Annotated in this window: 11 protein-coding genes and 1 pseudogene; 5 read left to right on the top strand and 7 right to left on the bottom strand. The window is 55.9% G+C overall.

Features of this window, described 5'->3' with window-relative positions; genetic code table 11:
- Positions 1 to 97: 97 nt before the first annotated feature.
- The 3 genes from FKM97_RS10640 to FKM97_RS10630 are packed head-to-tail and all read right to left on the bottom strand — an operon-like array spanning position 98 to position 4,238.
- Positions 98 to 1,945, bottom strand: a complete 1,848-nt coding sequence (locus FKM97_RS10640; RefSeq protein WP_144292400.1) for a glycoside hydrolase family 15 protein — start codon at positions 1,943 to 1,945, stop codon at positions 98 to 100.
- Between the two features lie 39 nt (positions 1,946 to 1,984).
- Positions 1,985 to 3,550: a TerC family protein gene (locus FKM97_RS10635; protein ID WP_144292399.1), complete on the bottom strand. Its 1,566-nt coding sequence runs from the start codon at positions 3,548 to 3,550 to the stop codon at positions 1,985 to 1,987.
- 22 nt (positions 3,551 to 3,572) lie between these two features.
- Positions 3,573 to 4,238: an exopolysaccharide biosynthesis protein gene (locus FKM97_RS10630; protein WP_144292608.1), complete on the bottom strand. Its 666-nt coding sequence runs from the start codon at positions 4,236 to 4,238 to the stop codon at positions 3,573 to 3,575.
- Positions 4,239 to 4,768: 530 nt separating this feature from the next.
- Between FKM97_RS10630 and FKM97_RS10625 the strand changes: the two genes are divergently transcribed.
- From FKM97_RS10625 to FKM97_RS10615, 3 genes are read left to right on the top strand one after another with little or no spacing between them, the layout of a single operon-like run.
- Complete coding sequence (locus FKM97_RS10625) at positions 4,769 to 5,269, top strand: cupin domain-containing protein (RefSeq protein ID WP_170240857.1); 501 nt, start codon at positions 4,769 to 4,771, stop codon at positions 5,267 to 5,269.
- A 2-nt stretch (positions 5,270 to 5,271) separates the two neighbouring features.
- Entirely contained in the window at positions 5,272 to 6,081 is an 810-nt protein-coding gene (locus tag FKM97_RS10620) for an alpha/beta fold hydrolase (protein WP_144292397.1), read from the top strand.
- On the top strand, positions 6,078 to 7,004 hold the full coding sequence (locus tag FKM97_RS10615) for a 3-hydroxyacyl-CoA dehydrogenase NAD-binding domain-containing protein (RefSeq protein WP_144292396.1): 927 nt from the start codon (positions 6,078 to 6,080) through the stop codon (positions 7,002 to 7,004). The genes FKM97_RS10620 and FKM97_RS10615 overlap by 4 nt, the downstream gene beginning before the upstream one ends.
- A gap of 3 nt (positions 7,005 to 7,007) precedes the next feature.
- Here the strand turns inward: FKM97_RS10615 and FKM97_RS10610 are convergent, their stop codons facing one another.
- The gene (locus tag FKM97_RS10610) at positions 7,008 to 7,466 is read right to left on the bottom strand and encodes a DUF3237 domain-containing protein (RefSeq protein WP_144292395.1); all 459 of its coding nucleotides are present in this window, start codon (positions 7,464 to 7,466) and stop codon (positions 7,008 to 7,010) included.
- Between the two features lie 185 nt (positions 7,467 to 7,651).
- On the opposite strand from FKM97_RS10610, the gene FKM97_RS10605 reads away from it, so the two are divergent.
- A complete protein-coding gene (locus FKM97_RS10605; RefSeq protein WP_144292394.1) occupies positions 7,652 to 8,392 on the top strand; it encodes a GntR family transcriptional regulator in 741 nt (246 codons plus the stop codon).
- A gap of 54 nt (positions 8,393 to 8,446) precedes the next feature.
- Here the strand turns inward: FKM97_RS10605 and FKM97_RS10600 are convergent, their stop codons facing one another.
- Both FKM97_RS10600 and FKM97_RS10595 read right to left on the bottom strand, forming a co-directional pair.
- On the bottom strand, positions 8,447 to 9,553 hold the full coding sequence (locus FKM97_RS10600) for a cis-3-hydroxy-L-proline dehydratase (protein WP_144292393.1): 1,107 nt from the start codon (positions 9,551 to 9,553) through the stop codon (positions 8,447 to 8,449).
- 91 nt (positions 9,554 to 9,644) lie between these two features.
- Positions 9,645 to 10,703: pseudogene (locus tag FKM97_RS10595) on the bottom strand (DNA topoisomerase IB); the annotation flags it as partial.
- A 136-nt stretch (positions 10,704 to 10,839) separates the two neighbouring features.
- On the opposite strand from FKM97_RS10595, the gene FKM97_RS26895 reads away from it, so the two are divergent.
- Positions 10,840 to 12,015 (top strand): glycosyltransferase, encoded by a 1,176-nt coding sequence (locus tag FKM97_RS26895; protein ID WP_144292392.1) that lies wholly within the window; start codon positions 10,840 to 10,842, stop codon positions 12,013 to 12,015.
- 20 nt (positions 12,016 to 12,035) lie between these two features.
- On the opposite strand, the gene FKM97_RS10585 is transcribed toward FKM97_RS26895, so the two are convergent.
- Positions 12,036 to 13,361 carry a DEAD/DEAH box helicase gene (locus tag FKM97_RS10585; RefSeq protein ID WP_205014926.1) on the bottom strand — a complete coding sequence of 442 codons (1,326 nt, stop codon included), beginning with the start codon at positions 13,359 to 13,361 and terminating at the stop codon, positions 12,036 to 12,038.
- Positions 13,362 to 13,494 lie beyond the last annotated feature (133 nt).

Raw genomic sequence — 13,494 nt, 5'->3', positions numbered from 1 at the left:
GAGTTCTCGCACCATAGAATAACAATGCTTTGCGAGTCATTGAAGCACACGGTCAGGTGCCATGGTCCTGCTTCATCAAAATTGTATCTCCGTTACATCAGGCGATGACGGGTGACTTGCTTCTCTCGGTGGTGTGCTTGGTCGGAGCATCCCTCTTGGAGCGTTGCCTGGCGGGACCGTAAGCATTGGAAAGGTTGAAGGCGGTATTGACCAGCCCGACGTGAGAGAATGACTGCGGAAAATTGCCGACCAGCTGCTTTCTGATCGGGTCGTATTCCTCCGCCAACAGGCCCACATCGTTGCGCAGCGTCAGCGAACGTTCGAACAACTCCGTGGCCTCTTCCAGACGGCCTTGCATGACATAGGCATCGGCGAGCCAGAATGAGCAAGCCAGGAACGCCCCTTCACTGCCGCCCACTCCGTCATCAACGTGATCGGTCGAGTAGCGCTGTACAAATCCGTTTTGGAGCAGTTCCCTCTCAATGGCTGCGACGGTTCCGACGACTCGAGGGTCGTTCGGTTTTAGGAAGCCGACTTGCGGCACCAGGAGCAAGGAAGCATCCAGATGCTGACTGTCGAAACTTTGAACGAAACTGTTACGACGCGTATCAAAACCCCGCTCGAGGATTGTCTCCTTGATGAGTTCGCGCAGCACCCGCCACTTTTCGACGGGTCCTGAGAGCTTGAAGGTATCGGCGGTTTTGATGGCTCTGTCATAGGCAACCCAGCACATGAGTTGAGAGTGAGTAAAGCGCCGTGCTTCACCCCGGACCTCCCAGATTCCATAATCTGGCTCTTGCCACACCTTTTCCAGATGACTCAGCAGGAGCTTCTGCACCCTCCAAGAATCATCGATTGATGCAAGTTCAGCTTTGTGGGCTGCGTGAAGGACATCGATCAGTTCGCCGAAGACGTCCAACTGCACCTGATGGGATGCCGCATTGCCGATCCGCACCGGCCGGCTGTCTTGAAATCCTTTGAGCCAAGGCAGTTCGCTTTCGGGTAGCCAACGCCGCCCGTCGATCCCATACATGATGTGGAGCTGCTCGGGGTGACCAGCGGCGGCGCGGAGCAGCCATTGACGCCATGCCTCCGCCTCCTCGCGATATCCAGCATTGAGAAGGGCATAGAGCGTCAGGGTGGAATCTCGGATCCAGCAGTATCGATAGTCCCAGTTCCGGGCTCCCCCAATCAACTCTGGAAGGGATGTCGTAGGTGCGGCGACAATCCCTCCCGTTGGAGAATATGTGAGCAGCTTCAGAGTGATTAACGAGCGGAGAACCGCTTCTTTGAGCCTGTCCGGGACATGTTCCAGCTTGGCCCTGGCCGACCATTCTCGCCACCACTGAGTTGTGGCATCCAGACTCTCCTGCCGGTCGGGAACGAAGTGAGGAGTTTTGTGGGAGTGATGGTATGAAAGCGTGAAAGGAACCTTTTCCCCTTTCTTGACGGTGAAACGAGCCATGGTCCGCAGCTGTTGACCTTCCAGGGGGACTGGAGTGTGCAACGCGACGGCATCGGGTCCGGCGATGGCACTCATCCCGTAGTCACGCCGGCGGACCCAGGGCACCGCCTGGCCGTAATTGAACCGGAGGACGAGTTCCATCTCGACGTCGACAGTTCCGTGGAGGCCCTTCACCAGCCTGACCAGGTCCACGCGGTCTTCATCATCCGTCAACGGCATGAAATCGAAGATCGCAATCGTGCCGGTCGCGGTTTGGAAATGCGTCTCCAAGACCGCCGTGTCGGGGACATAATGGCGGGTCATGGTAAATTTCTCGGTTGGCCGGATGGACCAGTGCCCATTGTCCCGGGTGCCGAGGAGAGCGGCGAAGCAGGCGGGCGAGTCGAATCTCGGCAGACAGAGCCAATCTATAGACCCATTCTTGCTGACCAAAGCCGCGGAGATCATGTTTCCAATGATCGCGTAGTCTTCAATCAGCATTCTTGAATTCCCTTTGGATGGTGTTGAAAAAGATGCGGTTTAGGGGGTGCGAGGCTCGTCTGGCCGCTTAATCTTCACCAAGCCGATACGGCGTCCCCCGGCCATCTCGATGATCTCGAACTCATATCCCTTGGCGGCGATCTTCTCGCCTTGATGAGGAAGGTAGCCCACCTGCCACAGGAGAAATCCGGCCAGGGTAGAGTATCGGTCGGCATCGTCAGTCAGATCCAAATCCATCATCTGACTGAGCCGGTGGATATCAGTCTGTCCATCAACAAGCCATGATCCATCAGGATTCTGTTCGAACCTGAGACCTTCCTCGCCCTCTTCTGGAAAGCCGCCGGTGATCGCCTCGAAGACATCCGTCGGAGTGACAATCCCCTCCAATGAGCCATATTCGTCGTACACCACGGCAAGCTGAACCGACGAACCGCGAAGTTTCTCCATGACCTGTAGGACATTCATTCGGTCGTGGACAATCAGAGGTTCGTGCGTAGCGCGTTCCAGGTTTATCGTGCCATTCCCCACCAGATCGATCAGCAGGTCCTTGGTGAGTGCAATGCCGGTGATGTTGTCGATGTCGCCGCGAGCGATAGGAAAGCGGGATCGGCCGGACTCCAGGATCTTCTGCCGCAGATCGCTTTGCGAAGCGCTTGGGTCGAGCCACACAACTTCGGTCCGTGGTGTCATGATCGTCCGGACAGGTCGCTCGCCGAGGGTCATGACGCCCTGCACCATGGAACGTTCTTCAGGACCGAAGAGCTCTTCGACATTCTGGTTGGCGAGGGCTGCATCATCTCCCGCAACATCAGCAGACTGGCGCCCGCCACCCAGGAGACGAAGCACTGCCATCGCCGTTCGATCCCGGACATTTGAGGTCGTCATCAATTCCAATTTGTTGCGCCTGGCCAGCTGATTGAAAAATTCGATGAGGACCGAGAAGCCGATCGCCGCGTAGAGATAGCCTTTGGGAATATGGAAGCCCAACCCTTCCACGACGAGACTGAAACCGATCATCAGCAGGAAACCCAGGCAGAGGATGACGACGGTGGGGTGGGCGGAGACGAAATTCATCAGCGGGCGGCTCGCCAGCATCATGACTCCCATGGCGATCACCACGGCGATCATCATTACTGTGAGATGACTGACCATACCCACTGCGGTGATCACGGAATCCAGGGAGAACACCGCGTCGAGAACCACGATCTGCACAATCACCTGCCACATCACGGCATGAGTGGTAGATTTTCCTTCGCTCTCGTCTTCACCTTCCAGCCGTTCGTGAAGTTCCATGGTGGCCTTGAACAGGAGGAAAAGGCCGCCGATGATCAGGATGAGATCGCGCCCTGAAAGCCCATAGCCGAACACGGTGAAGAGGGGGGTCGTCAGGGTGACGAGCCAGGAGATGCTTGCCAGTAAGCCCAGCCGCATGAGCAAGGCGAGAGAGAGGCCGATCAACCTTGCCCGCTGCCGCTGCTCAGGCGGCAGCTTGTCCGCCAGAATCGCTATAAAAATGAGGTTGTCGATGCCAAGGACGATCTCAAGAATAATCAAGGTGCCGAGGCCTAGCCATGCGGTCGGATCACCTATCCAATCGAACTCCACGAGATAGCCCTTTCAGCAGCCTTCAGAAATATGAACGGAAGTAGTCTACAAACGCCGTAGCCGCGGCCAACAAGGCGGCTGATACCAGAGCCAATGCGGCGACACTCGCAAAAGCCGTAATCCACCCAAAGATGACGGCAACGCCGTCCCGCTCGACGAGGCCGAGAGCAAACAGAGAGACTGCCAGCCCAGGCAACATGTTGCCTAAAGGGATTGGGAGAAACAATACAACTGCCAGGACAAAACTTGCGGCCCCAATGGCGCGACCGGAAATATCTCCTACAAGCTGTGGGAGGCGGGGTTTGAGGATACGCTCAACCTTGTAAAGCCAGGGGAGCAGGCGAGATACGATGTTTCGGAACGCAACTTGCGTCAACGACCTCCGGGCGATCACGCCGGGCATCCAGAGGACTGAGCGCCCCATCATAAGCTGCGCGGTGATGAACAACAGCGGCAGGCCCAGGATTGCGGAACTTCCAGGAGGAAGGGGGATCATGTTTGGCGCAGCGAAAAACAGCATTAATGCGCCGAAGGCACGATCTCCAAACGCCTTCAGAATGTCATCCACATAGACACGATCCTGATCTCGTTCTCCGAGATCCTTTAGAATCTCCGAAAATCGCTTCCGACTGGGCGGAGCGTCGTCGCTCAAAAGAGGCGGCCGAGGGGGGGCAAAGGTTTTGTTCATTGCAAAATTGCAGATGGCCAGCACATGATCGAGGTCACGACCCAGATGCCGGAGGAAGTGCCAGTCCGCAAGGCGCTGGGTCCGAGCTATCATGAATGAGAATGGTCAAATTTAGTTTGCCTGCCATCTGGAAGTTGCAGGTAGACACCGAGGATGTTGCATCAAGGGGTGGGGAACGCAACACTTGCGACGATCGCGCAACGTCCGCCGACCTTTGTCGGCTGCGCCTCTTGTGTGCAAGAAACAGGGCTTGACGACCGCAGGTGCTTGAACGAAGCCATGGCTGAGTGGAGTTCCGGTCGTGCATCTCAATTTGATCCGGCATTATAACCTATCATAGTTCTCATTCTATATTTTTCTCGTAAGGTCATCCCCACGGCTTCCCTTGCGGCCTCTTCCGGCGCATTGAATGCCAATGCGCGGCGGGAAACTCCTTTACAGGGCCTGATCCAATGTGAGCGTCCCGCCCCGCCCGACGAATTGCCGCGGACCCGTGAATGGTGCTGGAGAGTGAACCAGAGGAGAGTGACATGAGTGCGAAAGCGGAAGAGAGAATGACGAAAGGTCTGGTTCTGCAGGAGGACGATGGTTCGTCCTTTTGGCAACCGGTTCCGGCGAATGGCTATGTGACCATCAAACTGACCCCGGAAAACTGGGACGGACCATTTTCCATGGGCTTTCAGATTGTTGCAGTCGGTTCGCATATTCGCAAACATGCCCACGACCGGAACCTCGAGGTTCTTTTTGTTTGGCAGGGAAAGGGAAGGGCGATCGTAGGCGAGAGCGAATACCCTATGCTTCCCGGCACGATCATCATGCTGCCTAAGAACGTCGAACACATGTTTATCAACGAAGGGGAAGAGGAGTTGAAGCTCGTCTGGACCATGTCTCCTCATGGCCTCGAAGACTTCTTCAGTCAGATCGGGCGGCCCCGCACCCCCCAGGATCCAGTTCCCGAGAACTTCCCTCGTCCAGCTGACGTGTTGGAGATCGAGCGCAGAACCGTGTTTAGTAAGCCTGTCGAGAGTTGATCATGAGCGGAACCTTACGCCTGCCTGAAGGCGGCAAGATCACTTACGACAGGAAGGGTGATGGCCCACCCTTGGTGCTGGTGAGCGGATTGGGGGGAAGGGCATCTTTTTGGGATCGCGTCATCCCTGAGCTCACGCGGCACTTCACCATAATTACCTATGATCATCTTGGCACCGGGAGGTCCAGCAGGTTTGATGGTCCGTACAGCATCCAGGGGATGGCCGATAACTTGGTCTTGCTGATGGCAGATATCGGAGTGAAGTCGGCAGTTCTTGTCGGTCATTCGACCGGGGGAGCAATCTGCCAGGAGATCGCGGTTAATCGACCAGAGCTGATCGACCGTTTGATCCTCTCGGCAACCTGGACCAAGGCCTGTCCGTATTTCACAAGGCTCTTCCAGTATAGATTGGAAAGTTTGGACCGTGGCGGTCTGAACCTGTATCGCAAACTTGGAGTGTTATTGCAGTATCCGCCGTTATGGATCTCCGAGAACGAAGTTCTCGTTGACGCGGAGTTGAATGCTCCCGATCCCACAGATGTTGATCGTGAAATCCGTATCACCAAAGCGAGAATCCAAGCCATCTTGGATCATGATCTCTCGGCAAAGATTGGGAGTATTGATATCCCGACTCTGATCGTGACGGCGGCGGATGACATGGTCGTGCCCGCCTATCACAGCGAGCAGCTCGAGCGTCTCATACCGGGCGCCCGACGCATCGTCCTTGCGAATGGCGGACATTTCGTACCGCGCACCCAAAAAGCGGCCTATGCGGCTGTCTTGCTAGATTTTTTGAGGAAGAAACTTCAATGACTTCACTGCAGAAGGTCGGTGTCGTTGGTTTGGGCCTGATCGGGGCGCGATGGGCGGCCACTTTTGCTCATGCAGGGATTGATGTCATAGCTCACGATCCGGACGAGCACAGATGGAACCAGTTTCAGTCTATTCTTCCGAATATAATGTCTGACCTGAACCAGATGGCTCCACCAAAAGACCACTTGGGAGAAATTAAATTTTCTGCCGTGATAGGAGATGAATTCAGGGATGTTGATTTTATTCAGGAGAACACTCCTGAAAACTTGGATTTGAAAAGAAAAATCATTCCCAAAATTGAGATGTGTATTCGAGATGATGTCGTCATAGCATCTTCATCTTCGGCGCTGTTGGTGTCCGATATGCAGGAAGCCTGCGCCAATCCTGAACGAATTGTCCTGGGGCATCCCTTTAATCCCTCGCATTTGATGCCTTTGGTGGAGATCGTCGGCGGTGACAGGACCGCCGGATGGGCGGTTGAAAGAGCGAGGGAGGTATACGAGCAGATTGGCAAGAAGCCGGTGGTGATGCAGAGGGAAATGACGGGCCATATCGCACTGCGCCTGATGGCGGCGATGTGGCGGGAAGCCTTTTTCCTGATCTCGTCGGGTGCCGCAACCGCCCGAGATATCGATCGGGCTTTTTGCTACGGACCCGGACCAAAATGGACGTTGCAAGGCTCTTTCATAAGCAATCACCTCGGCGCGGAGGGGATCGAGGAATTCCTGAAGAAATATGGGGGGACCTATGAAGCGATCTGGGACACGCTCGGATCGGCCGAACTGGATACGAATATCAAAGACAAGGTGATTTCACAGACGAAAGACATCGTAGCGGGACGAAGCAATCAGGACTTGGCGGAAGCTCGGGATCTCGGCCTGATTGAAATTCTAAAACTCCAATCAAGTCGAGAGTTGCTTTAGTCGTCAAAGGATCTGAAAGACTCTATAGACCGGTCCCTGGGGTGGGCGGGCTCCCTTTGCCACAGCGATGATGCTGTTCATCCAGTCGTAACGGGGATCGCCCGTCTCGAATGTGAATGCGACCCGAAAATAATAGGATGAAGGATCCACGGGCTCTCCGGCGGCCAGCTTCGCCAAGACGTCAGGCGGTCCATGGCGCCTTCCAAAGTATTCGATATAGATATACGCACCGTCGTGGGTCCGAAGCACACCGCGGACATCGATGCGCGACAGACCGTTCGGTTCAACGAAGATCGCATCGGACCCTCCGGGCATGATTTCGCCCCGCAGCTTCGGGCCCTCGAAGGTGCCGCCTGCGATGACCACCATGCGGCGCTCTCCGGCCTCGGTCTGTCCCATGGACACCGGCGCGTGCACGTCGATCTTTAACTCAAAGAGAAATTCTGACGAAAGCTCATCCATTCGGATCCTCGGCGGCTTGCGTTATTGGGGCGTCCATATGGTTCATAAAGCGACAGGAGAAGAAGGTCACGCTCTATAGATTGAACGCTATTCGAAAAATGTTTCACTTATGCCGACTACTAACTTGACGCTTTTGTGCGGCGCCCACATCGTACGATTTGAAGTTGCAACATCGAAACAGCTCCATGATCTCTTCCCGAACGAAACGGAGCACTCCGCGTCCGGCTGACAGTGCGGAACGTGCCTATAAATCCATCCGAGATCTGGCGATCGAGTTCCGTCTTAGGCCAGATGAGAGAATCAACGAGGTTCAGCTATCGAAGCAACTTCACGTCAGTCGAACCCCTATTCGAGAAGCACTTAATAGACTTGCCAGTGAGGGCTTCCTCGTATTCCAACCGAATAGGGGGTTCTTCTTCAGTGCTCCTGACATGAACGATTTGCTCAAACTGTTTGAGCTTCGTTCTGTTATCGAGACCGGGAGTTTCAACTTGTCTTGTGAACGGGCGACCGAGGCGGAGATTGCTGACTTGGAGATTTTTTGGCAGGGAGCGCTCGCTCGATATGATGATTACGACCCCGATGAAATCCTAAAGCTCGACGAAGAGTTTCACGTCCGCCTTGCGCGCCTTGCTGGCAATCATGAGATCAGCAGGGCCCTGGATGCCCTCAATGCGCGTATTCGGTTCGCTCGCCGGATTCAGATCGGACGACGCCGGCACATCACCCGGATGACGATGGAACACGGTCAGATGATCGAGGCTCTGAAGGACCGTAACTCGACTGGGGGAAATGAAGCGCTCCGTTCTCATATCTCGCTGACCATCGAGGATGCATCCGATGTCATAAAGGAGGCGGTGTTCAGGCTATACATGCGGCAGAACACGTTCCCTGGCTCTCATGATGAAGAGACCTCGGTCACTTGAGCCAGAGGTCGACTTTGCTGCTCAAGAACGTATGTGGCTATGGGGCGAAGCCTATCAGCCAATGACCAGGACCGGATCACCCAGTGCCTCCATAATAGGCTCAATGCCGAGGCCTGGACGGTCCGAAGCCTTCATCTTGCCGTCGATGCGACGGGGTGAACCTGTGGCGATATCCGTTGTCACATAGCTGTTGAAGTCAGTGGCAGAAAACAGGAACTCCTTGGGCGTCGACTGGGCAAGATGAGCGATGGCGGAGGTGACGATGTCGCCGCCCCAGCTGTCCTCAATGGTCATGGCAATCCCCTGCGTCACACACAGATCACGAATTTGCCGAGCCTTGGTGAGTCCTCCGACCTTGGAGATCTTCAAGTTGATGATGTCCATGGCATGGTCATTAAGTCCCCTGAGCAACATCGGAATTCCATCGATGACCTCGTCGAGCACGAAGGGGAGGGGCGTGCGACGCCTGATGCTCAGGCACTCCTCGTAAGAGGCGCAGGGTTGCTCGATATAGACATCGATGTCTGCGACGCCGATCACGACGCGCGCCGCTTCATGCATTGTCCATCCCGTATTGGCGTCGGCCACCAGGATGTCGCCGGCGATCAACTCGGCGGCGCATGAGCGAATTCGGGCGATATCCTCGTCAGCATCGTCTCCACCGACTTTGAGCTGAAATTTCGTATAGCCCTCCGAGCGATAGGTTTTCACCTTCTCGGCCATGTCAGTCGGCGATTGCTGGGAGATGGCCCTGTAAAGTGCGACATCCTCCTGTGCACCGCCGCCGAGCAGCACCTGCAGCGGCATGCCTGCGGACTTGCCGAGGATATCCCAACAAGCCATGTCGATGGGAGACTTCACATAGGGATGTCCTCTGAGGACAGAATCCATGTGGCGGTTCAGCTGTCCGAGACATGTGGGGTCCTGGCCCAAGAGGTGAGGGCCAATCTGAGCTAAACCTGCGCGAACCCCTGCCGCATAGGCTGGAAGATAGGAAGGTCCCAAGGGGCAAATTTCGCCGTATCCTGTGATGCCGGCATCGGTCTCGATCGCGACGACCGTCGAGTCAAAGACGTCGATGAAATTTCCATTCGACCACGAGTACCGGCCTTCCTTCAGCGGTAAATCCACTTGGAATGCGAGTATCTTGCTGATTTTCATTAGGCGATCCCCCTCATTCTCGGGAGCCTCGCCGATCTGTGAGTTTTGGGCAAGGGCGCAATAATGCAGCCTAACGATCTGTGGCTAAGTCCCGCCTAATCTTGGCTTCGAGAAAGGCGAGCACGACCGCCTCCTCGGGTTTCAGCTGTTCCAACTCGTCTTTCAGTTCGCTCTGAACCGCCTGCTGAAGTTGCTCAAGAAGTGAGCCATCCAAATATGATGTCATCACCTCGGGGTGGATATAGCATTTTCGGCATATTGTGACGGTGTTTCCCAGTCGCGAGGCAACACGCTCTATGGCTGCTCGGAGATTTTTCTTGGCAGCGGCCTGGCTATCGAAGGACTCGAGTTCACGAAGGGCGGTCATGGCAAGCAACGTCCCTGCCCATGTTCGGAAATCCTTCGCGGTAAAATCCTTCCCCGTAATATCACGCAAGTAATCATTGACGTCAGAGGAGAGCACCTGACGTTGGTTTCCATCCTCATCATAATACTGGAAAAGGCGTTGGCCGGGGATATCCTGGCAGGACTTAACGATCTTCGCGATGCGCCGGTCATTGACATTCAGCTGCCAACTTTTCCCGCTTTTTCCCTTGAACTTGAAGCGAAGAGTCGTGCTCCCAATTTTTACATGACCGTCCTTGAGAGTCGTCAAACCATAGCTTCTGTTCTGCTTCGCATAGGTATCGTTGCCGACCCGCATGAAGGTGGTTTCGAGGAGATGGACGACAGTCGCAAGCACGCGTTCCCGAGGCAGCCCTCGACGTCCCAGGTCGAGATTGACCCGGTCTCTGATCTGCGGCAGGGCACGGGCGAACTCGAGCATCCGGTCATATTTCGCGCTGTCGCGAACCTCTGTCCATCTCGCATGGTATCGGTACTGTTTACGCCCTCGCGCATCTCTTCCTGTGGCCTGGATATGCCCCCGTTCATCGGGACATATCCAGACATCGGTGTAAGCGGGCGGAATGGCGAGTTTCTTGATTCTTTGGATGGTGCTGGGATCCTTGACGACCTCCCCCGAGGGAAGGCGAAAGCTGAACCCCTTGCCGGAACGTCTTCGGGTAATTCCCGGGGTCTCGTCAGTCACATAGACAAGATCGGCCTGCGCAGCAGCTTCGTGCGGAAGGATGACGGCCACTTCGTCAATCTCTGTTTCCTGCTCTCGCGGTTTGCTGATGGATTTTGACACGACGACCTCGCTACACACGTGGTGACTGTAACAGTGCAAGGCATCGTCCAGTTCCTCTCCGATCCTCCCGACAGTCTTTGCCCATCTGGAACCGATGGCGTTCGATGGTCGTTCTTGCGCTGCGTTCGCCCCTTCACCTGGAGTTCATATGGCCGCAATCCTGCGCGAACATGATCCGCGGAGTATTCTGGTCACGTCTGAGGCCACTCCTGAGCTTTGGGAGTATACGTCGGATCTGGTGACAGGGTTCGCGTCGAGGGGAATCGACGTGACCCTGGCTTTACTGGGCGCTCCCCCGTCTCCGAGCCAGTTGAGGATCTTGGAAATACTTCCAAATGTTCGCATCGAGGTCACACGGCTGCCGTCCGTAGTCTCAGCAGAGAGCGCAACTGACCTCAGTCAAGCGACAAGCACATTGCTTGCAGCGGCGAATGAATTCGCTGTCGACCTCGTCCATCTGCATTCGCCCATGCTTGCGGGAACAAAGCGGTGGACGATGCCTGTGGTCGCTTCCAACTTCTCTTGTTCAGGAACTTGGTGGTCCACAAAGTCCACGGGTCAAATGCCGGCAGACTTGATGTGGCGGACGCGTGCGACGGCAATAGGAATGTCGATCCTGGATTGCGTGATCGCGCCGACTTGGGCTCATGCCTGTGCCGTGACCGATTTCTACGGCGCCGGCCTCTCACTGGTCTCTGTTCCCATCGGCCGTAGACCGTCCCTAAAGATCAACCCAAGCGCAGAAAAGTTCGTGTTTTCTGCTGGCGACATCTGGCATGAGGGCTGGAACGCCAGCACCATGGATAAGATCGCAGGATCTTTGACTGTTCCGATGTATTGCAGCGGAGAGCCGCGCTCACTGAGCGGATCGACGGTTCAGCTGAAGAATCTGCGCTGCTTGGGGCAGATCGATTCCCAGAATAAGGACGTTGTTCTGGGACAAGCGTCCGTTTTTATTTCTGCCGCCACCTATGATCCGGTTGGGATCCACGTGTTGGACGCGGCACGGGCTGGAGCAGCACTGGTGCTGTCTGACCTGCCTGGATATCGGGAGTTTTGGGAGGGAGCTGCAGTTTTTGTAAATCCAAGAAATGCAGATGACTTCGTCGGCGCAGCTGAAAGCCTGCTAGGCAACTCTCAGTGGCGAGCGGAGATGGCGCTCAATGCCTTGGACCGCTCGAGGGAATATGGCACCGAGCGAATGCTGCAAGGACTGCTGCATGTCTATGCAGCAGTCCTTGCCAAGCGGGCGATAGCGCTCACAGCATGAAATGTGAGCAACCGGACGGATTAGGATCCGTAAGTTCGTGCCGGGGACATAGGCCGTCCACCCTGGCCGGATTGAGCTCGCACGGATCTATTCTGAGGCCGCGGGGCTCCCCCAGAGTGATTGTTTCCGGGCTTATGCGACCCGAATGCCTGAGGTCGAGTGCGCTGCACCTTCCCCCTTGTTGCGGGCCGGCTTGCAGGAATGGAGCTTTGCTCTTGGTCCGCCGATGGATCCCGGCGGGCCGGGATCGTCAAACGGGTCACCTTCTCAATTGCCCGGAGGAGCGGCTGCTCGTCCGAAGCACAAAAGGCAACCGCTTGCCCACTGGCGCCAGCCCGACCGGTTCGTCCAATACGATGGACATAGGTTTCTGGGACCTCTGGAAGATCATACTGAACGACCAAGTCGATCCCGTCGACATCGATGCCTCTTGCGGCAATATCCGTAGCCACCAAAATTGAGGTCTCGCCGGATTTGAATCCTGCAAGGGCCCGCTGCCTCTGGGGTTGACTCTTGTTTCCGTGAATAGCGGCGGAGTTGAGCCCGGCTTTGTCGAGACTGAGCACCACACGATCGGCACCGCGTTTGGTTCTCGTGAACACCAGGACACGGTCCTGGAGTCGGCTCTGGAGGATATCGGTGAGGATCTTGGTCTTTTGCGCTGTCGCGACGTGGATGATCTCTTGATCGATCCGTTCAGCCGGCGTGGACTCAGGAGTAACCGAGACACGTTCGGGCTGGTCGAGCAATTCCGCCGCCAGACCTGCAATCTCCTTCGGCATCGTCGCTGAGAAGAACAGGCTCTGACGCTGCTTCGGAAGGTTGCGGATGATCTTCCTGACTGCAGGCAGGAAGCCGAGATCGAGCATGTGGTCGGCTTCGTCGAGAACAAAAAACCGACAAGCATCAAGGCGGAGTGTGCCTTGCTCGGCATGATCAAGAAGGCGGCCGGGAGTGGCGACGAGAACATCGACCCCTCGCTGCAGCAAAGTCGCCTGCTGGCGGAAAGATGCGCCACCCACAACCACGGCAACCTTAACGCGCAGGCTTTCTCCGTAGACCTTGAAGCTATCGGCGATCTGTTGAGCCAATTCTCGGGTGGGGCTCAAGACGAGCACCTGAGCTGAGCGGTTCGCAAGCGGTCGCTTCTCGGCGTTGAGCTTTGCAAGAATGGGGAGAGCGAAGGCCGCGGTCTTACCCGTGCCTGTCGCGGCTATGCCGAGAAGATCACGTCCGGCCATCAAAAAGGGAATGGCTTGCGCCTGGATGGGGGTGGGATTGGTGTAGCCCTGCTGCTCCAGAGTCTTAAGGATGGAGTCGGGGAGGCCAAGTTCTGAAAACGTCATCAAGTCAAAAATCTTTCGAATTCCCGGCCACAGAGGTCATCTGGGAAGACCGCGGTGTCGGTACCTTAGGAGCGCCCCGCGTGATCCGGGCGGTCAGGAGAATTTATGAAAGGTACCGAGGCAGGACGATTGG

Origin of the sequence: Rhodoligotrophos appendicifer (genome assembly GCF_007474605.1) — a bacterium.
Taxonomy (GTDB): Bacteria; Pseudomonadota; Alphaproteobacteria; order Rhizobiales; family Im1; genus Rhodoligotrophos; species Rhodoligotrophos appendicifer.
Note: the sequence above shows the minus strand (reverse complement) of the source record. Positions and strands in the feature narration are given on the sequence as shown.

Excerpts from the sequence above, each read along its gene's own strand:
- FKM97_RS10610 (WP_144292395.1), bottom strand. The coding sequence starts at position 7,466 with ATGGATGAGCTTTCGTCAGAATTTCTCTTTGAGTTAAAGATCGACGTG.
- FKM97_RS10615 (WP_144292396.1), top strand. The coding sequence starts at position 6,078 with ATGACTTCACTGCAGAAGGTCGGTGTCGTTGGTTTGGGCCTGATCGGG.
- FKM97_RS26895 (WP_144292392.1), top strand. The coding sequence starts at position 10,840 with ATGGCGTTCGATGGTCGTTCTTGCGCTGCGTTCGCCCCTTCACCTGGA.
- FKM97_RS10620 (WP_144292397.1), top strand. The coding sequence starts at position 5,272 with ATGAGCGGAACCTTACGCCTGCCTGAAGGCGGCAAGATCACTTACGAC.
- FKM97_RS10585 (WP_205014926.1), bottom strand. The coding sequence starts at position 13,361 with ATGACGTTTTCAGAACTTGGCCTCCCCGACTCCATCCTTAAGACTCTG.
- FKM97_RS10600 (WP_144292393.1), bottom strand. The coding sequence starts at position 9,553 with ATGAAAATCAGCAAGATACTCGCATTCCAAGTGGATTTACCGCTGAAG.
- FKM97_RS10640 (WP_144292400.1), bottom strand. The coding sequence starts at position 1,945 with ATGCTGATTGAAGACTACGCGATCATTGGAAACATGATCTCCGCGGCT.
- FKM97_RS10605 (WP_144292394.1), top strand. The coding sequence starts at position 7,652 with ATGATCTCTTCCCGAACGAAACGGAGCACTCCGCGTCCGGCTGACAGT.
- FKM97_RS10625 (WP_170240857.1), top strand. The coding sequence starts at position 4,769 with ATGAGTGCGAAAGCGGAAGAGAGAATGACGAAAGGTCTGGTTCTGCAG.
- FKM97_RS10630 (WP_144292608.1), bottom strand. The coding sequence starts at position 4,238 with ATGAACAAAACCTTTGCCCCCCCTCGGCCGCCTCTTTTGAGCGACGAC.